Raw genomic sequence first — 20,648 nt, 5'->3', positions numbered from 1 at the left:
GTGAATAACAACATCCACGCTCATGATACTTAATAGCCAGGATTCTGCACTAGTTGTGGCGCCTTATTCATTTCATCGATCGGAAGTGGCAGCCAGTAAATTCTCTTCTGCGATGAACCACGATCCTGCACCTGGATTTGCCTCCAGGTAGTAGTTATTTTTCCGTTATCCTTATTATTGATTTCCACAATATCCACTCCTTTGGCATCAGCCAGGCCTTCATCCAGTATTTTCCATCTTCTCATATCATACCACCTGACTTCTTCATACACAAACTCTACCTGTCTTTCATGGCGTAAGGCCCTGGTGATATCACCCTGGAAGTTCGGTAATCCGGCGCGGTTTCTTACTGCATTGATATGCGGAGTAGCTTCTCCGGCCTGATTAAGTCCAATACAAGCTTCGGCGTAATTGAGCAACACTTCTGCATAACGGAATTCAATCCATACGTTGTCGTTATTGTTTGTTTCGGTACCATATACTTTATCGTCCAGGAACTTTTTAAAGGTGTATCCGGTATAGGTGCCGTCATCTCCATCTACTGGTCCCTGACGGGTATCTATGCCGTATATTTTACTGGTTTCCTGCCCATTCTGCATAATGATACGGGTGCGGCGGTCATATATTCCCAACGGATCACGCTGTGCCAGATCCGGAAACCGTTTCTGCCACACGGCACTGTCGTACAGGATGGTTGCATAAAACCTGGGTTCCCGGCTATAGTAAATATTATTATTAGTGTACTTGCCGGAAACATTCTTGTAATATCCCTGATTGTCCACTGTGAAATGATCCGTAAAGGTGGAACCGTCTTCCATCTGAAAAGCATCTGCGAGGTTGGCAGTGGGTGCATTACAACCATACATCACAAACCCGTTTGTGCCATTGATGAGATTCATCTGGTTACGGCTACCTACGTCTTTGAGAAATAATTTTCCCCAAATAATTTCATTGCTGGACAGATCTTTTGCTTTAAAGAAATTGAAGAAATTTTCTGCTACCGCTTTTTTATCCGGCGCGCCGAAATCATGAAGGGAATAAGTATGCAAATCCATCACTGCTTTCGATGCATCCTTTGCGGCCTGCCATAGTGCAGTTCTGTCTGCCCCTTTATAACCTACATATTCACTTTCTGCTGTACCATCTGCAGTCAGATCGCTGGCGGCAAACAACAACATCCTTGATTTAAGTGCCAATGCGGCGCCTTTATTGGTACGACCGGCTTCCATATCCGGTTTATCCTCCAAAAGAGCTGCTGCTTCATCACATTGGGCCGCAATAAAATCAACCGTTTCCTTGAAAGTAGCACGTTTGATAGAAAGATAATCATCCCCTATCTTAAAAGGCGCTGTAAAAAGCGGCAAGCCACCAAAATTACGCGCCATCTGCGCATAACAGAATGCCCGGAGGAAAATAGCTTCTCCTTTCATGCGGGTCGCCTGCTCTGCGATGGTAGCCTGCTGATCTTTGCTATAGGCTTCCGGCACCCTGTCAATATTCTCCACGAAAACATTGATTTGCTGTATCGTTCCGAAAAGACCTTTCCAGGTGAGATGATCGAGGCTCCAGCTTCCGAAAGGGAGTGTATTACTGGAGGTGATATTTCCCTGCAAGTAATTCTCAGATCCGAAACCATGCGTATCATGTGATTCATCCGTGAGCGAGGCCAGGGATAAATATCCGAATGCACCCCGCAGGCTGCGGTTGTACACATCCAGCAGAAACCTGTCTGCCAGTTTAATATCCATCCACATCGAGGCATCAGAATATTGATCCTGCGGCGTTTTATCCAATATAGTGTCCTTATTGCATGCAGCGAGCGATACAACAACCAGGAGCAATATTTTTATAAATGATGTATTGATTTTCATAATCCTACAGATTAAATCGTAATTCGATGATGATTGACACAGTTACAAAGTGATCCTGGCCCCAACAGCCACTACCCTCATAATCGGATAACTCAGTAATACCCTGCTGACAGGCGTTACAGCAGATCCACCCGTACTGATACCACCCAGTTCCGGATCGGCCATTTTATTGCCGGAATAGAGGAACAAGAGGTTCTGTCCGGAAACATATAACTGGGCATCTCTTAAACGAATCCTACTACGAATATGTTCAGGCACATTATAGGTAAGTTGTAAATTCTTTAACCTGGCATAAGCAGCGTTCTGAAAGGAATAACTGGTGAGATAATTATCGCGCCAGTAAGCATCGTTCCTGTCAAAAGCCCTTGGCTTGTCCGCATCTATATTATCCGGAGTCCATCTTCCTTCTGCATCGTAGGCAAAGTAGTTGCCCGCAAATCCCTGCAGATCAAAGTACATTCTTCTCATGGCATTACCGGCTCCCTGTACCAGTCCGCTCAGACTAAAATTCTTATAGGTAACGTTAAAAGAGAAGCCATAGGTGATCTCCGGATTGGTCGTTTTAGGATACAATATTCTATCGTCCGTGGTAATCTCTCCATCATTGTCATAGTCCTCAATAATGATATCACCTGGGCGCGCTCCTGACACATGCGGTGTGGCGTCAACCTGTGCCTGATCGCGGAATATGCCGATAGCTTTATACAGCAATGCCGTGCCTTGTGGATGGCCGGTGCGTACCTGCCAGGGCACTTTGCGGGCTGGTTCATCAAATTCAACTACTGAGTTACGGGCAAAGGCAACGTTACCATTAACGGAGTAAGAAAAGTCGCCCGCATGATCCGTATATCCCAGCGCCAGTTCAAAGCCTTTATTATCTACGATCCCGAAGTTTTCATCCGGCAACTGAATCCCCGTAAAATCCGGTACAGACGCATTCCGCTTTACCAGGATATTATTGCGCCGCTGGAAGAAAAAGTCAAGGTCAAATCTCATTTTGCTATTGAACAACATCGACTCTATACCAGCATTATACACATTGGCCACTTCCCAGGTAATAGCAGGGTTAGAGGCGCCGGCCTGACTAAGCCCTGTATAGTATGATCTATCCCCACCTATTACGTAACCATTGCTGAGAGAATAAGTAGACAGGTATTGGAAAGGCTGTACAAGGTCGTTTCCTAACTGTCCCCAGGATGCTTTCAGTTTCAGGAAATCGACAAACTTCACATTATCTTTCCAGAAATTTTCATTAGATACCTTCCAACCCATCAGCACACTGGGAAAATTACCCCAGCGGCCACTTTCTTTGGAAAAACGAAGAGAACCATCGCGGCGGTAGGAGAACTGGAACAGGTATGTTTCTTTATAATCGTAACTTAATCTTCCAAAATAATTTTTCCTGGCATCTATGGAAACCCATTCGTTATTATTCTTCTCTTCATCTCCACCTGCAAACAAATAAGGCAGCTGATCACTGATAAAATAACGACGGTATGCTTCGAAGCCTTTTCCTTCGTACTCGGAAGTTTCATAGGCAACAAACAGGTTCAGGTTATGCTGATCAAAACTCCGTGTATACTCTGTTTTGATGTTAAACGTTTTTGTAGCAGCATTGTCACTAAAGTTCCGGAGCCAGGGTTCAGATGTGCCTTTCACGATTCCTGTCAGGAAGTCTGAGCCATCTTCAACACCTGTATTACCGGCAGACAGATAAGCAGATTCGTCAAGCTGATAGAGCGTCCACGGCTTCTGAAAAAGTTTACGCTGGCCTAAATTGAGATCATATGCATAGTAACTGGATACGGTGAGTCCTTTCACCCCGGGGATCTTTACGGTAGCGGTGAACATAGTATTTGCCTGATACCGTTTGGTATTGTCAAATCCAGTGAGGTTGCCGGAAGTAACCACCGGGTTCTGACCATATCCCAGATCCGGTCCTGGTGAACCATTGGGATATAAAGCAGGCGTTGTAGGCAAGCTTTTCACCACGCCTTCAAAGTTAAAATCAGCACTTACAGAAGGATATTCTTTATTTTCCTGTACCCCGTTAATGTCGAGGCCCAGTGTAATAAATTCGTTGACCTTAGCATCCACCCTTGCTTTCATATTATACCTTTCATATGCGGTAGCAGAATTTTTGAATATGCCATCGTCTTTCTGTGTACCAAAGGAAACATAATAGTTTACCGCTTCATTTCCGCCATTGAGGGCTACATTATGATTGCGTGTACCAGTATTTTTTGCCAAAGCGGCGTCAAACCAATTGGTGTTGGGATGTGTCCAGGGGAAATTACCTGAGCGGAATTTCTCCACATCTTCTTTGGAATATTTCATATTTGATTCATCCACATTTGCATATGACTGGGCTTCCCGGAGCATTTGTGCATAGGTAGCCGCATCCGCCATTTTAGGCAAACGGGTAGGAGAAAGGGATCCCTGAAAGAAGCTGTAATTCACTGACAGCGGCATCTTTTTACCGCTTTTGGTGGTTACCAGGATAACGCCGTTAGCAGCCCTGGAGCCATAAATGGCGGCGGCTGCATCCTTCAGGATATTGATACTTTCAACATCCTGGGGGTTGATGGAGTTGAGACTTCTACCGGGTATTCCATCCACTACTACCAGTGGTGTATTGTTTCCCAGTGTTGCTTGTCCTCTGATGAGGATGGCTGCACCATCATTTCCAGGCTCTCCGTTCGATTGCTGTACAACCGCACCAGGCAAGCGTCCGGCAATGGCGTTTGAGATATTAGCCACGGGAGCAGCTGTAAGGTCCTTACTATTGATAGTAGCTACAGAACCGATTACATTCACCCGTTTCTGTGAGCCATAGCCCACCACCACCACATCGCCCAACGTTCTGCTTTCCTGCTGCAGAATAACGTTGATCTGATCCCTGCCATTAACCGGCTCCTCGCGGGTGGTATAACCCAGGAAGGAAAAGATCAGCACACTGTTACCCGCGGCCTGTAGTGAAAATTTTCCACTTACATCCGAAGCAGTACCAGTAGTAGTTCCTTGTACTTTAATGTTCACGCCAGGTAATTGTCTCCCCTCGGCATCTGTAACCACGCCTTTAATGCTCCCAGGAGACGCATTCTGCGCCGTACTCTGTAACCATAAAGCGGAAGGCAGCATCAGCAGGAAAGCATATTTCAGCATCATGCCGGTAAAATTAAATGTGCATTTCATAACGGTAGATTATCGGGCATTACTAAAAATACTGTTGGTTGATTTCAACATTAAAACTACCGAAGATTGAAAAACGAAGAGTCCACTTATCCAGTTAATAAGTATACTTTTTTGACATGACCGTCTTAATGCTTTCCAGAAGCCCTGTTTCGTGGTAATAAGCCGTTCACACTAAGTCTCCTTGGTTGACTAAAAGCGTTTTACTGATAAATTAAAAATGAGGGAAATGATGATAACTATTAAAAACTATCATCTTAATGGAATACAAAAAAGGGGTATTTTCCGGGTAAACTGATCTGTGTCGGATAAAATTTTGGGGTTAACAAACATGGTATTCATTTACAGACTACAATCAGGTGCTGCATCCATATAAAAAACGTATCGCTATTTTAATAATTGAATCAATTCCGCAGGACTGCTGCTTAACTTATTCGAGTATTTGGAGGCTTCAAAGATCGACATCATGAAATCCTTATCGTCCTCAATGTGGCTAACCCCGCTTCTTCTGCCTTTTGCCCAGGCGGTTTCCAGCTTCGATAAAAACGCGCGGTCGGTCTGCGCCACGCCTTGCAAATAAGCCTGGGTTGTTTTAAGATCAAATTCCTTCGCCTTAGCAAAAGTCAACAAGCCATTCTGCCGGTTATAGACGTAATCTAAATAATCAATGGCGAGTATGAAATCGTCGTAATCACTTTGGTTTTTCTTCACCCGATCTTTATATTGAATCATCTTGTTTTTTATCTCGCCAAATGGATTGATAACCGGTGAATTATTCTTTACAATACGTTGAATATCTTCCTTAGCCGACCAAACCAGAAATTTGGATTCGGCGTTGACACTACAAAAACTTTGAGGCGCCTGCTCATAAGCCACGCGGTATATTTCTGCCCAGGTGCTATCCCATTCAGCATCAAAATGATTTTTAACAAAAGCAGGAAGCGGATCCATATAGTTTAAATCGCCCTGATGCTTTATCATTTCAGCTGCAATTGTATAAGTATCCCATTGTGCGCCCTGAAGAACTCTTTGAGGCACCCAATTTGTCATTATGATACCGAGGTTGTTTGGATCCGTTGGTTTCCCGTAAACAGCCGCATATGCGCTAATATTCTCCATTTGCAGAGCGCCGATACGAGGGCCCCATCTGCACCAGTACACCGCAGGACTACCGATTACCTGGAAGCCTTTACTGATCAGTGTATCTGCAATACCTTGTACGGTGGCTTTATTGGCTTCCCAGTAATTCCAATCCATAATCACCACATCCCGCTGAATCAGGTCCAGTACTTCGCGTTCATGGTAAATGGGAACATCTCCCCAGATAATGGTTTTTTTACCCAAATCCTTTACGTATCCATTCAGGGTATTGATGTAATTCGCCCAGATCTGGTGTTTGCTGGTGGTTTTTAATGCGGCTTTCGACAATTCGCTGCCGCCCCAGTTTATTTCATCGCATCCGATATGAAAATAAGAGGAAGTGAAAATGCTTGAAATTTCAGTATACAGATCTTTCATCAAACTAAGCGTGGTGTCGCTTACCGGACAAACAGCATTAAACTCTTTGTTCCCGCCATCACCACCATCACTCAATGATTTATACCGCTCTGTTTCTAAAATGTACGATGCATGCCCAAATGATTCCACTTCAGGAATCAATTCTACCCCTTTGCTATCACTGTATGCCACCAATTGCTTCAACTCCTCCATCGAAAATGCACCATCGGTCATTTTCAATTCCGGATGCGATTTAAAAAGGTAAGCAGATCCATGATCATCCGTTAACCTGAAAACGATGGAATTCAACCCCTGCTGCTGGCAAAAATCTATGAGTTTAAAATAGTAATCAGGCGATTCCACCGTGCGGGGCGCATCGATCATGAATCCGCGGAAGGGCGCTTTTTCTTTCGTATCAGCAACGTGTCCGGCACAACCGGCTACAGAGATAATCGCTAAAAACAATAGTGCCTTTTTAAATAATTTCATATGACTGTTCTTATTTTAATAAGCTGAATTTTTACGGCTCGTTTTTACTGTCAATCAAACAATTAACAGCAGCCATGTAAGACAGGTTTGAAACCAGCACTTAACGGTGGTTTCAAACCTGTCCTGATTATCTTTCCGCCAACCCTTAGTAACCATTATTTTGTTCCATCACCGCCCCAATATTCAAATCAATCTGATTTTGAGGAATAGGATACAAGATATTAAAGTCCTGGATATTAGCGCCCGGGAACATGGGGTTGTTATTATATTTTTTCACTCTTTCCACTAATTTCCCCATCCGGCGTAAAGTAAGTGGTCTCCATTCTTCACAATAAAGTTCTCTTGCACGTTCATCTAAAATGTAATCGAGGTTTACTTCTGCTGGTTTAACCGGTGTTGCTTTTGCCCTGTTTCTTATCTCATTGATATCATCGGCGGCGGCTCCCGGGTTTTCTAACCGGACATATGCTTCCGCTCTCAGGAGCAATGTTTCAGAAAGACGGATGGCATAAATGTCCTTGTGGTTATCTCCTCCACCTGATTCAATAGCATTGGTAAGATGATGAAGCGGATCTGCGGCCTTTATAAAATAAGGATAGATATACTGGCAGGTGTCATTAAGCGCATTCCTGGAGCCGGCAGGATAAAGACTGAAGTCAATCTTTTTCTTATCGTAAATGGAGCCGGGGCTATCGAAATAAAAGTTTCTCTTGATGTTGTGTTCTGCATTCCTCATATCTTTATTCCAATCACCTTTCCAGATATCGTAAGCCAGATAGTTAGTGGGACGCATCCAACCAACCGGACGGCCCAAAGTATCGGAATAACCGGTATAATTTCCGTCCACTAACTCACCCCTGAATGCAGGAAAACCATCCGGTGTGTTACCCATTCTGAAATAGGCAGGACCAAATACCCTCTCACCCTGGTTGTACAAGCCTCCCACAATCAGCGGCTCTACCTGGATAACCCATATCGCTTCATTATTTTCTGTCAGATTCTGATTACCATATCCAAACAGATCGTAATAGGGATCTCCGGAGCCAAATATATCATGGCCTAATTTTGTTCCAAAACGATTTTTCATTAAAGAGTAGTGATAGCCATCAATCACTTTGGAAGCCGCATCCACGGCCAACTGGTATTGTCCATCAGATAGATAAACTTCACTGAGTATGCTCCAGGCAGCGCCTTGTGTGATCCTGCCTGTGGCCTCTTCCTTGCCCTGAACAGGCAAACTTCCGGCAGCAAAAGCAAGATCATCTTCCATAAACTTATAAATCTCTGCTTTAGGGGTTCTTACGAAATCCGTTTTAGCAGTTGTAATCACATCATCTACCAGCGGTACATCTCCGTAATATGACACCAGCAACCGATAAGCAAATGCTCTGAAAAAACGGGCTTCTCCCAGATAGGCGTTCTTTTGGCTTTCATCTGCCCAAATCCCGGCATCCGCTTCATTAATTCCTTTAATAAGAGAATTGACGCGCTGGATCATCTGGAAGTTTACGTTCCAGAAATCAGCAATATAGCTGTTGGAGGGATTGATAAATGTGGAATAGTCGGTTAAAAAACGGGCACTTCCCGGATCTTCGCCATAATAGGCTAAATCTGTTCCCATGCCATATAATTGGGTGGCATGATCATTAACCCCATAGTACCAATTCTGGCGCACGGAGGTGTACAATCCTGCTATTCCCTGCTTGATTCCAGGCAGTGTATTATAGGCATTTTCAGGTGCCAGAAAATCCAGTGGTACTTCATCGAGTACACGCTTGCTACAGGAAGAAAGCAGCAAAGCCGGTGCTACAATCAGTAACAGGCAGGTGCGGTTTAATAAGTATAGATACCTTTTCATTGCATAAAAGTTTTTCTTTTCCGATAAATGAAACCTCAATTAAAAATCTCAGGTTAGAAGGTGAGTCTTGCCCCTGCAGTAATGTTCCTCATAAGTGGTGTATCACCGCTACCTGTTTCCGGATCCCAACCTGACCATTTAGTCCATGTATAGGCATTCTTGCTTGCTATATACACCTGGAGTGCCTGTATTTTCAGCGTCTTCAACAACTGACTGCCAAACTGATATCCGAGGGAAACATCCTGTAACCGGATGAAACTCCTGCTTTGATATACCCCACTCCAGACTGCAGGTGCATAATAAATACCTGCGGCATTCGTAACGCCGTTATCAGGTGTCCAGTAAGGACGGACTGCAGTAACATTTGTTCTTATAATAGAAGCTGATTCATATCCATCAGGAGCAGATGAAGCATTGATAGCGGAAGCATTGTTCGCTAAATAATAACCGTTTCCACCCTGGACTGAATTAAGAAAGAAGGAAAAAGTAAAATTCTTGTATGAAAATGTATTCTTTATGCTGAACCGGTAATTGGGCGTTTTATAACCGATAATATCCCGGTCATTGTTGGCATCAATAACGCCATCTTTATTCTGATCAACATATTTGAACTGACCAGGATACCATTTTTTGAGGATATTACCGCTATAAAGATCATTCTCTGTCCATACACCGCCAGCCATTTTATAATCATATATAGCACTGATAGGTTCTCCTACAAACCATGAGTTACCTAAATCTTTATCATTTGCTCCGCCATACAGTTTTGATATTTTATCTCTGTTCAGCGAAAACATGAAATCACTTCTCCAGGAGAAAGGACCTTCCACGTTAACCGTAGATAAGGTCAGTTCAATTCCTTTATTATCGATTGCACCAATGTTAGTCCAAACGCTCGGATACCCTGCTGCCGGTGGAAGCCCTCTGCTAACCAATACGTTGTTGGTTCTGGCTTTATATACATCCACTGACCCTGTAATCCGCTGTTGCAGAAAACCAAAGTCAACACCAAAATTATAAGAGGCCGTTTCTTCCCAACCCAGATCAGCATTTCCCAAAGTGCTTGGATAGATAGCAACGGAAGAGGTGGAACCGAAAACATAAGCATCGGTTGCCATGCGGGAAAGACTTGAATAACTGCCAATTCCCTGGTTTCCGTTTTTGCCGTAGGAAGCTCTCAGTTTTAAGTATACGCCTTTATCATGAAGAAAAGATTCTTCCGAGGCTACCCAGCCCAGTGAAAGCGATGGGAATGTAGCAAACTTATTAGCCGCCCCGAATCCGGAGAATCCATCTCTTCTGATGGTAGCAGTTAACAAATAGCGGTTTTTAAATGAATAGCTGGCACGCGCCATATAGGAAATACCATTTGATTCACCGGCTGAGGAAGCAACGGTAGCAACGGAACCAAGCGCCATATTATTATAGCCCAGGAATGGGTTGTCAAATCCCTGTGCATTCAGCGTTGAAGTATCTCCGCGGCTGTTCTCACGACTATACAACAGCGTAGCATTGACCTGATGATCTTTGAACGTTTTTCTATAAGAAACGATATTGTTTACAATCCAGCTTCTGGCTTCAGCAGGATTTTTTATAGCCTGTCCTTTATTTATGGAGCCAAGTGGCGTGGTAACAGGATAGAAGGTGTTGTTTTTACTATTGGCGTAAGTGTTGGAATAATTTAATTCATACGTCAATCCTTCTACCCAGGGTACGGAGATTTTGGCACTCCCTACCATAAAGAGATCGTTAGAGATATTCTTATTATCAACATACAAATTATTAAGCGGGTATGGCATATACCCTTCACCGGTCAGGAACATATCATAATTGGCTGAACCTATTTTATTATCCGCCAGTGGGCTGGCGGCTCTTGCATCTGCAAGGCTGGCCGGCAATCCCGAATGATCACGGTAGGAATAGGAGGAAATCAATCCCAGGGTCAGCCAATCCGCTACTTTACTTTCAATGTTGGTGCGCAGCGTCAATCTTTTGTAATTATCATTCTTCTGTATGCCCGCTTCGTCGGTATAAGATCCTGATACATAGTAGCTGGTTCTTCCATTTTTTCCTGACAAGCTCAGGTTATAATTCTGTATGGGCGCGGGTCTGAGTACTTCTTTTACCCAGTCGATTTTATTTCCGGCCATATAGTTGTCCCGCTCTTCCTGTGTGCGCAAACGACCAGCCACTACGGAACGATCATTTACATTAGGATACACCGGTTTACCAGCATCGCTTGTTGGATTGGTTTTGTACCAATTATATAATTCCTGCTGATAGAAATAATCTACTAATCGCAATGCATACTGATCTGCATCCATTACTTTCATCGGGTTGTTAGTCATATCCTGGAAGCCGTAGTACGTGCTGAAGGAGACCACCGGTTTATCTGTTTTCCCTTTTTTTGTGGTGATCAACATTACGCCATTGGCAGACCGCGATCCATAAACAGCGGCAGCACTTGCATCTTTCAGAATATCTACTGATTCAACATCGCTGACATTAATGTCTGAGATGCTTCCATTATAGATAATTCCATCAAGCACAATTAACGGCCGGTCGCTGGCAGATAACGATGTTCTTCCCCTGATAGAAATGCCGGGTTCACCACCGGCGCCGCCAGCCCCTTCAATATTTACGCCGGCCGCACTTCCTGATAAGGCCTGGAAAACGTTGGTGTTTGCCAGTAGTGATTTGTCATCCATCATTACACGCACAACAGCGCCGGTCAGGTCGCTTTTTTTCTGTGTGCCATAGCCCACCACTACTACCTGGTCCAGCGAGGAGGCTGTAGGTTCCATGGTGATGTTCATTTCTTTTTTCGCGCCCACTACTACGGCCATTCTGCTATACCCGATGTAGGTAAACACCAGCGAGTCTGCGGAATATACCGGTGATAGCTGAAAATGACCCTTACCATCTGTTTGCGCATTGCGCAGGGTTCCGCTGATAATCACCGTAACGCCCGGCAATGGCTGATTGTCGGCCGAAGATCTCACGGTCCCCGATATGGACTGTGCAACGGCAATGTTGACAGATAGAAGAAAAAGCAGGCAACTCAATAATAGTGTTCGCCCCTTGTTACGTTGTAAAAACATGCTTACCATAAGTGAAATTTAGAAGTGTAAAAACTACGATACATCCATGCGCTGCGATCTTATATATGTACATCGCCTGTGTATGATGTACTATGATTTTGGTTCCTTAAAAGTGCCGTCAATCGTTATCCATTCAATAGAAAAATCAATTCAACATGCATCCGCGCTATTAAAATGCCCGCTTCATTTGGTTGATCCTGTATCACCGGGTACGTACCCGTAAACTTGGCAAAAAAATAAGCCCGCCATTCCGCGTCTTAGCCTATACGATACCGGGGGCTGTAAAACACGCTCCCGGTACACCTTACAAACAACTAAAAGAATTATTATGCCATCTGTACCCTTCTTCTGGAAGCAATACTTCTTTGATGACAAAATAACCCATATATTATAATCAACAGAAAACAAAAACAAGGAACGAGGTAAGAAATCTGTACGCCAAAGGCATCTGCAATCCCACCCTGAATAGGAGGAAAAACGGCCCCGCCCACAATAGCAATATTAAGCAGTGCAGATCCTTTTTCTGTAAACGCGCCGATTCCTTCGATACCCAAACTAAATATAGTGGGAAAAACCAATGATATGCAAACCCCTAATCCAACCATATAATAAGGATTCCAGGAAGAATGCGTAAGCGCACACAATAGGAGCAGCGTTACCATTCCGGCGCCAAATATGGCCAACAACTTACCGGGTGAAAAGAATTTAAAAAGATAGATGCTCAACAAGCCAACCACAGAGGCAACAATATAATAATAGGTAAGAAATTCCGCCGCCTTACCTGCAGTGAAGCCCGATACATTGCTATCTTTTAAATAGTTGATAAAAAAACCTGCCGTGCATGCTTCTGCACCCATATAAAAAAACATAACAACCGCTCCCCACACCAATTGAGGATATCTTTTCGCCTCTTTTAAAATTCTCAGCAAAGAAAAACCCTGCGTCATTGCAGGTTTAAATGCAGGCAGCAACGAGAAAAAGATAATTACTGCGATCAGCAAGGTACCTATCCCCAGAGTCATATAAGGTCTGTAAAAAGAAATACCTCCACCTTCGCCATAAATTAACCTGGTACCCAAAATCGGCGTGAGCGAAAATCCTATACGGGAAAATACCTGCACAAAATTTATTCTCACAAATGCACCCTCCGGTGTTCCCAACATGGCAGCCAAAGGATTGGCCGCCACATTGATCAACGTTACACCAATGGAAACCATAAACAAAGCGATCAACACCAGTGCATAAGAAGAAATAAGATAAGCCGGTATAAAAAGACTGCACCCCAAACTACATATAGCCATTGCCGTTATCAACCCGACTTTATACCCGTACCTGGAAATAAAAAATGCAATAGGAATCGGAAAAATCAGGTAGACCAGGTAAAAAGACTGTTGAATGGAAGTAGCCTGCACATAAGTAAGATGAAACAAATCCTTTAGTGATGGCAGTAAAATATCATTCATACAAATGATGGACCCGGCAAATAAAAATACGCTAGCGACCAGGAATAACGATTTCCATTGATGCTTCATCGGCTTATTTTTCAAATTTTCTATTTCCATTCATTTTAATTAGTACTACTATCAAAATCCTACAGAGAAGTGTTCCTATTTATAACCCGCTCATTCATCTACCTATAAAATAAATATTATTAAAGTGCAGGCGTGTTATAAACCAGTTTATTATTTACTTTAATTTCAACATCTACCAGGTATTTTTTTAATGCTTCGGTATTCACGGTAATCCCTAACCCTGGCTTTTCAGGAACATGTATGTATCCATCACTATCCGGTGTAATTACTTCCTGGCTTATTTCCTGCGCTAATGATTTTAATTCGACAGGATATTCACTGATATTATCTTTTTCCAAACCTGCATATGGTTGCAAAGAAGCACTCAATGCCAGGTGCGACGTGAAGGTATGGTTTACATATACCACATTATTGCTTTGCGCCAGATCTGCGACCCGTTTCGCCGTGGTAATTCCACCAATCCTGCCCGCATCAATCTGAATATATCCCAGTCCTCCATAACGGATCATATTCTGCGCCTGCACATAATTATTACATCCTTCACCACCGGCCATCGGAATTTTCGGTGTGGATTCCGACAGTGCTCTGTATAAATCCAGCTCTCCGTTAGCGAAAGGTTCTTCCAGCCAATAGGCCCTCACTTGTTTAAGTGCTTTTAATCTCTCCTGCGCCTTTGACAGATCATCGTTCCATATGGTACCAGCATCAATCATTAAATGCGCACTTTCGCCCATACCTTCCCGGGCAGCCGTCAGATGCGCCGCATCGGTTTCCAGGCTGCCTTTACCAAACGGACCCCATCCAAACTTTACAGCCTTGTAACCGGCTGCTTGTGTTTTCTTTGCCTTTTCAAAAGTTTCTTCGGCGGTTGCCCCAAACAGTTGTGAAGCATAAGGCAATTTGGGATATGCTTTCTTATAACCCAGCAATTGATAGACAGGCGTACTTAACTGTTTACCCAAAATATCCCATAAGGCGATATCAATACCTGAGAGGGTATGACTGGCCTGCAACAGATCCAATGAATTTTCACGTACTGAATTAGTGATCGTATAAATATCTTCTACACTGTCAATATTCATTCCTTCCAAAGCATGTTTCAATGGCTTACACGCACTATGCGACATAGGACACACATAACTCGCTATGCTGGTCAGCGGTGAAGCTTCACACTCGCCCCAGCCTTCAAATGCACCAGCCCTTATCCTTACCAGTAAAGCATCCTGACTGCCATCTCCAATATCCAATACCTCCGGCATACTCAAATAGAAAAAATCAACCGAATCAATTTTCATTCATAATAGTTTTAAAAATGTCTGGAATTTTAAAATGATTTATTTGCTTTTTCCCGGGATCACCCAGGCGCTATTTTAAAAGGTAATTGTCAGACCGCCATCAACAGTGATGACCTGCCCGGTAATATAAGAAGCATCCTTTCCTGCTAGAAAAAATGCAACCCCTGCTATCTCATCAGGGTTGGCGGCCCTTCTCAATGGTAAATGATCACCTTGTACATAGTTATCTTTAAACCACTGACTATCCAATTCATTCTGACCATCCACTACAGACATGCCCGTATTGACAAAGCCAGGGGCTATCGCATTCACCAGGATATTTTTATCTGCCAGTTCCAGCGCCATAGACCGGCAATACTGATTGATAGCCGCTTTAGCCATTGAATAACTGCTGGCCTGTCTTTCAGCTCTTGTGCCGTGTATAGAAGAAACGTGTACGATTCTCCCGCCATTGGTCATGAATTTTTCAGCCAATTGCGTTATCAACAGACATCCATTGATCATGCAGTCAAAAATATTTCTCCACTGGCCAATCTCCATGGTTATGGGATTTGTTTTTTCAAACAGCCCCGCACAATTGATCAGCACATCCAGGCTACCCCAGTTCTCCCTTATTATTCTTTCTCCTTCTTTCACTGTTTCCTGCTCCGCATAGCTTCCGCAAAGCGATAGATGATTCCCTGGCGGAAGTTCATGCAACAATAAAGACAACTTTTCTTTCTGAATATCATTTATACAAACATCATATCCTTCGCTGGCAAACCTCAGCGCCGCGGCCTTTCCGATACCGGATGCAGCGCCTGTGATTAAAGCTCTTTTTCTATTCATGATGTTATCCATTATTTTCCTGTATTAATATGTTACCGTCACATGCACCTTTTTGGATTGCTGTGGAATAAGAATAGTGGCTTTTTCAGCATCCCATTCCTTCCAGTCGCTCCCGTTTATTTTAACGGACTTCATCGGCTTATCGAAAGGAGCGCGAACAAAAAGTAAAACCTTGGAAGATTTCTTTTCTGGCAACTCGATGTCAGCTTCCATAGTTCCCGGTACTTTTCCAGCATGCAATGAATAACTTACTTTTCCGAATTCTGTATTTGCATTAAAAAGTTCTACCCGTTGTCCTGCTTCCAGCCAACGTTCTGGTATGCCATTCCCGAGCCAGAGTTCCCCGTCCTTATCCATTACCAGCAGATCACAAATCTGACTGATAACACGGGCCTCATCAGGTATTTTATAAAAAGGTCCGCTGCCATGTCCCCACATTCTGTACTCTTCACTTTGCATATTCACATCCGGATATAAGCAGGAAACAAAGCTGTTATACAAATTACGTATAGCCGGTTTGGATTCCTGTCGATCCAGGTAAACGCTTACCGGGTTTTGCAGATTAGCCTGAAAAGCCATTCCACCGCGGCTAAACCAATATTCATCATCTACCCATCCGTGCGTATTCAGGTTGAGCGAAGTAGAAAGGGTTAAGTTATCTTCCCAGTCATTGAGTATCCAGTCGGCCATTTGTTCCTTGGGATCCACAAGCCCGGTTTTAATTAAAACGATAGGGCCGTATAATGCTTCCCGTGTGGCCGATAGCCGCAGATTGGGATATATCCCTTTATTATAGCGATCATAATACGCCGATTTCTTTGAACCAAAATACCTGAACCGCTGGTGAGGACGTATGGGTACGTACGGCACATAGGTATTATTTCTTAAACGAACTACCGGGCTCAATGCGCTGGCCTTTTCAATACTATTTCTAATGTCCTTCTGATAGGCAACCGCTTCCTGCTGATAATAATCTGCTTGTGGCAAACCAGCCTCCTTAAAAGCCCTGGCCATTGTTTGCATGCCCAGATAAGCGTATGCATCTGTAGCGTACCAGAAACGCCAATCCCACGGGTCTTCCAGCAACCCTGCCGGCAATAACCCGTAATGAAGTACGGTATCACCATTTGGGGATATTTTCTTGGTATGATTACGTTGCTCAATGATCCAGTTCGCAGCCTTCACCATATGCGGAGCTGCTTTCAATAACCACTCCCGGTCTTTCGAATACAGGTAGTGATGCGCCAGTCCCCACAAAGTGGTGCCATGATGCATATTGTACCCGTTAAAGGTCAGATCATAAAGGCTATCTATTTTAACACCATAAAAAACCTCTTTTTGATCGCCCGAAAAAGTACCAGGTAGTTTACGGCTGCCTTGCAGTTCCAGGAAAGTATTCAAATAATCAGCCGCCGTGGTAAAATCTCCCAACCGGTCTAACAGTACTGTTTGAAAAACAGTTTCATTAGCATAAACCCCATATGACATCGCTGCAGCCGGTACCATATAAAGGCCCACTTTAGGGTCCTTGGTAGCACTTATCCTGATATGAGGGATCACTGCCTTGGCCATTTCATTAAATTTCCGTTCTGGAACGTTAAAAACAACCTGTTGCGCCACCAGATCTCTCCAGTAAGCGACGATACGTTCCCTTTCCTTTTCATAACTGAGTGCAGCTATTTCAGGTCCTGTAGCTGCTGTAAGATCGCCAACAAAAGGAAAATAAACGTAGATAGTTTTTGATGAATTGGCTGCAATCTGTATCTGCTGATTTATGGTCCTGTAAGCGCCTTTGCTGTCTTGTTGTATCTCAATGCGATCGTCCTTTGATCCTGGTTTTATATAACAACGGATAAAGGCTTTGTCTCCAACCTGGTCAAATACCAGGTTATTATTTGCCGTCAGCTTATTCAGCGCATCATTTCCTGACAACCTGATATCCGCTTTTTCTGCCTGCAAAGAAGGATTAGAGATGGTTAATTTGAGCATTAAAATAGCCGGTGTTTGCTCATCCCGGGTAGGATCGGTTGGTGATAAGGGACCGCGCAAAAGCGTGGTAAACGTTTCCTGTTCATACACCAGGCCATCCTGTCTCCACCTGGCATTTACAACAGGCAAATAATCATTCAGGACAGACATCTGACAATTTTCCTGTGTCCGGTCATAAACAGGATTCTTGCCGGTTCCAAAAGCCCAATAAAGACCATCACCATTCCAGTTACAACGCAATAGTTCCTTACCCTTCAATTTAGTCACTCCTTTATGCATGAAGATATTCCCGCCCCACTGAACAGCAAATTTCTGCCAGCTTGCATCGGCGGCCAACGGAAGATAAATTCTACCCCCATACTGATCCTTTACAGGATCTAAATGCGGGATTTCCTTCCTGGCGCGGTCATAAGTCTGTTCAGGTTCTGCTGCTATTCTTTCCCGGATAGTTTTACCCTCAACAGGCGTTCTGGCTGCAAAGGAAACACGGTCGCTTGATTTCGTGATATAGGTATTAAAGGCCGGCACATAAATGGGGCCTTTCTTCAGGTCATTGGGAGAAAAGGAAAAAGTACCCCTGGACGACTTTAATGTCACCACGGTTTCCTCATTTGATCCGGGAAGTGTTTCTTCTGTAGAATAGGCATACAGAATAATACCCTTTTCTTTCTTGTTCAGATTTATTTCCCATGCATCTTTTCCGGTTTTCTTATCACCACTTCCCCAGTTCCACCCGGATATATTTTCTAAACGGCCGTTGAAGATCTCTACGCTGCCTTTGAATTTCTGCTGGTCATTTTCTCCTGCAAGAAACTGTATGCGGATGGAGTCTCTTTTTTCCTTGGCCATGGAAAATACATTGACTGCCTGGATTTGCTGTGGTTTCTGAGAAAATAATAAGCGTACTTTAAGTGCCCTGCGATAAGTAACCGCTTCAGGCAAGCGCGCTGCATATTCATTCTCTTTTACATACATCGGTTTGAATGTGTAGATTGCCACATTCCCTTTTACACTAACATTTACCGCAGCAGTTAGCCATGTTCCCTGCCACGGGTCATCATCATCGTCTTCTTTTACCGGCATTACCGGAGGTGTTTCCGGCCATGTATGATGCCAGTATTGAAGAGTTGCTAACCTGGCCGCACTTTCATCTATCTTTCCGTTAAATACAACTTCCACCCTTTGTATATCCTGTGCATTCCACCAGAAAACACCAATATTGGATGAGTCAGCGCCTGCATGGCCGTTAAATTCACTATAACTGATAGCCTTGCCCAAAGGGCCCTCCAACAGGTCAGCAGATGTGCCCCAGGTCTTTACAGTTCCAAAAGCGGTAACATTCAGATTTGCGGATTCCCCATGCGTACGCTGGGTTTCCTGCTTTTTTGTCTGAGCTGTAATGGAAACAGAAGCAAGCACGCAAAGCATTAATAGCCCCAGCTTAATTTTCTTATGCCGTATTGTATCATTCATAATATCTGGTGTTTAAATAACCTTATCTTTCTGAAAATATTTTATAAATGCGTACCCGATTTTGGTCAGTTGTCATAGGGAATGCTATTCAAAATAAAAAACAAGCTATCAGATTAAAATAATGTATCGCGGAATATAACGTAATGCCACAGTGTTACAATTAAACGGATCAATAAATACACAACTGAAATTGCCACATGATAAATAACAAAATAAAGGGAAATAAGTGTACCGTTTATATGATTTTCAGCTCAAATACTATACTTTCTTGACATTATCGTTCATCTCTCTGTTATTATTAAAAATAGTTACCAGCACTTGAAACCCGTAACCCCAAACGCTTTACTATGGCTATTTTACAAAAACATCATATTAAAATACAGAAAATATAGCGCATCTTCAGAGATATTTTAAGCTAGGATATTTGATTACAGGCATAATTATCTATACTTTGTTATCATTTATCCTTTTAATTAATTTCAGTACCCGTCACTTATGCTTCCTCAATTACATAAGCTACCCCTGTCTGCCGATATGTCTTTCATCTACCAGACTTTAGAATGTAACTATTTTGATAAGCCCTGGCATTTTCATAAGGAATACGAACTTGTTTTAATTGACCGAAGCGAAGGAACCCGCTTCATCGGAGATAATGTCAGTCAATTTAAAGATGGAGATCTCACCTTAATCGGATCTAATATTCCTCACTTATTTAGAAATGATGAAGAGTTTTATAAAGAGAACCCATTCTTAATATCGAAGTCTATATTTATTCACTTTACGGATGGTTTTATGGGGCCCGACTTCTTTCATGTGCCGGAAATGCGGTCCGTATTGAATTTGCTTAGTAAGTCCTCTTTAGCACTCGAAATTCAGGGGAAGACTAAAAAGAATGTTGTGAACATACTCTATGAAATGAAAGATGCAAATCCACCGAAAAGATTATTAAAGTTATTTGAAATCCTGATCTGCATTTCTGAAAGTAAAGAAACCAGGCAGTTGTTATCTGTTGGATTTAATAACAACAATAATATTAAAGATGCCGACAAAATAAATTTCGCCTTTCAGTTTATCATCAAAAATTATAAAAACAAAATCTATATAGATGATATTGCGTCATCATTAAACATGAGTATCACAGCGTTCTCCCGGTATTTCAAACACCATACCCGCAAAACATTTACAGAATATGTGACCGAAATCCGCATTGGAAATGCATGCCGGCTGTTAATGGAGAATAATCACACTATTTCTGAAATCTGCAACATGTGTGGTTTCGACAATGAATCAAATTTTTACAGGCACTTTAAGAAAAACATCGGCGTTGTACCAAAAGAATACAGGAAAAGATTTCTGAAAGGAGCTGAGTGAGGAAGTTATCAGACATAAATGTTGTTTAACAAAAAAGGGACAGACTTTCGTCTATCCCTTTTTGTAATCCCTTACAGCTAAGTATTCCATTATATAAACACAGTAAGTAAAAATAGTTTCGTATACTCATACCACCATGCGCTGTAAGCTCT

10 protein-coding genes are annotated in these 20,648 nt (G+C 43.0%); 1 reads left to right on the top strand and 9 read right to left on the bottom strand.

Annotation, left to right across the window (positions count from 1 at the left end):
- Positions 1-29: 29 nt before the first annotated feature.
- The 9 genes from ABQ275_RS26070 to ABQ275_RS26030 form a co-directional block, all read right to left on the bottom strand.
- Complete coding sequence (locus tag ABQ275_RS26070) at positions 30-1,871, bottom strand: RagB/SusD family nutrient uptake outer membrane protein (RefSeq protein WP_349316087.1); 1,842 nt, start codon at positions 1,869-1,871, stop codon at positions 30-32.
- A gap of 42 nt (positions 1,872-1,913) precedes the next feature.
- Positions 1,914-5,066: a TonB-dependent receptor gene (locus ABQ275_RS26065; protein ID WP_349316086.1), complete on the bottom strand. Its 3,153-nt coding sequence runs from the start codon at positions 5,064-5,066 to the stop codon at positions 1,914-1,916.
- 384 nt (positions 5,067-5,450) lie between these two features.
- Positions 5,451-7,049 (bottom strand): family 20 glycosylhydrolase, encoded by a 1,599-nt coding sequence (locus ABQ275_RS26060; RefSeq protein WP_349316085.1) that lies wholly within the window; start codon positions 7,047-7,049, stop codon positions 5,451-5,453.
- A 145-nt stretch (positions 7,050-7,194) separates the two neighbouring features.
- Positions 7,195-8,907 carry a RagB/SusD family nutrient uptake outer membrane protein gene (locus ABQ275_RS26055; RefSeq protein WP_349316084.1) on the bottom strand — a complete coding sequence of 571 codons (1,713 nt, stop codon included), beginning with the start codon at positions 8,905-8,907 and terminating at the stop codon, positions 7,195-7,197.
- A gap of 53 nt (positions 8,908-8,960) precedes the next feature.
- Positions 8,961-12,017 (bottom strand): SusC/RagA family TonB-linked outer membrane protein, encoded by a 3,057-nt coding sequence (locus ABQ275_RS26050; protein ID WP_349316083.1) that lies wholly within the window; start codon positions 12,015-12,017, stop codon positions 8,961-8,963.
- A gap of 317 nt (positions 12,018-12,334) precedes the next feature.
- Positions 12,335-13,570, bottom strand: a complete 1,236-nt coding sequence (locus ABQ275_RS26045) for an MFS transporter (RefSeq protein ID WP_349316082.1) — start codon at positions 13,568-13,570, stop codon at positions 12,335-12,337.
- 89 nt (positions 13,571-13,659) lie between these two features.
- Positions 13,660-14,835: a mandelate racemase/muconate lactonizing enzyme family protein gene (locus tag ABQ275_RS26040; RefSeq protein ID WP_349316081.1), complete on the bottom strand. Its 1,176-nt coding sequence runs from the start codon at positions 14,833-14,835 to the stop codon at positions 13,660-13,662.
- A 75-nt stretch (positions 14,836-14,910) separates the two neighbouring features.
- Positions 14,911-15,663 carry an SDR family oxidoreductase gene (locus ABQ275_RS26035; protein ID WP_349316080.1) on the bottom strand — a complete coding sequence of 251 codons (753 nt, stop codon included), beginning with the start codon at positions 15,661-15,663 and terminating at the stop codon, positions 14,911-14,913.
- 24 nt (positions 15,664-15,687) lie between these two features.
- Positions 15,688-19,125, bottom strand: coding sequence for a hypothetical protein (locus tag ABQ275_RS26030; RefSeq protein ID WP_349316079.1), 3,438 nt, complete (start codon positions 19,123-19,125; stop codon positions 15,688-15,690).
- Positions 19,126-19,620: 495 nt separating this feature from the next.
- Here ABQ275_RS26030 and ABQ275_RS26025 point away from each other — a divergent pair, with 495 nt between their 5' ends.
- A complete protein-coding gene (locus ABQ275_RS26025; protein WP_349316078.1) occupies positions 19,621-20,496 on the top strand; it encodes an AraC family transcriptional regulator in 876 nt (291 codons plus the stop codon).
- Positions 20,497-20,648 lie beyond the last annotated feature (152 nt).

It is taken from the genome of Chitinophaga sp. MM2321 (genome assembly GCF_964033635.1).
GTDB lineage: Bacteria > Bacteroidota > Bacteroidia > Chitinophagales > Chitinophagaceae > Chitinophaga.
This window is presented reverse-complemented; position numbering and strand designations above follow the sequence as displayed.

Coding starts and splice junctions, on each gene's coding strand:
- ABQ275_RS26070 (WP_349316087.1), bottom strand. CDS start 1,871: ATGAAAATCAATACATCATTTATAAAAATATTGCTCCTGGTTGTTGTA.
- ABQ275_RS26065 (WP_349316086.1), bottom strand. CDS start 5,066: ATGAAATGCACATTTAATTTTACCGGCATGATGCTGAAATATGCTTTC.
- ABQ275_RS26060 (WP_349316085.1), bottom strand. CDS start 7,049: ATGAAATTATTTAAAAAGGCACTATTGTTTTTAGCGATTATCTCTGTA.
- ABQ275_RS26055 (WP_349316084.1), bottom strand. CDS start 8,907: ATGAAAAGGTATCTATACTTATTAAACCGCACCTGCCTGTTACTGATT.
- ABQ275_RS26050 (WP_349316083.1), bottom strand. CDS start 12,017: ATGGTAAGCATGTTTTTACAACGTAACAAGGGGCGAACACTATTATTG.
- ABQ275_RS26045 (WP_349316082.1), bottom strand. CDS start 13,570: ATGGAAATAGAAAATTTGAAAAATAAGCCGATGAAGCATCAATGGAAA.
- ABQ275_RS26040 (WP_349316081.1), bottom strand. CDS start 14,835: ATGAAAATTGATTCGGTTGATTTTTTCTATTTGAGTATGCCGGAGGTA.
- ABQ275_RS26035 (WP_349316080.1), bottom strand. CDS start 15,663: ATGAATAGAAAAAGAGCTTTAATCACAGGCGCTGCATCCGGTATCGGA.
- ABQ275_RS26030 (WP_349316079.1), bottom strand. CDS start 19,125: ATGAATGATACAATACGGCATAAGAAAATTAAGCTGGGGCTATTAATG.
- ABQ275_RS26025 (WP_349316078.1), top strand. CDS start 19,621: ATGCTTCCTCAATTACATAAGCTACCCCTGTCTGCCGATATGTCTTTC.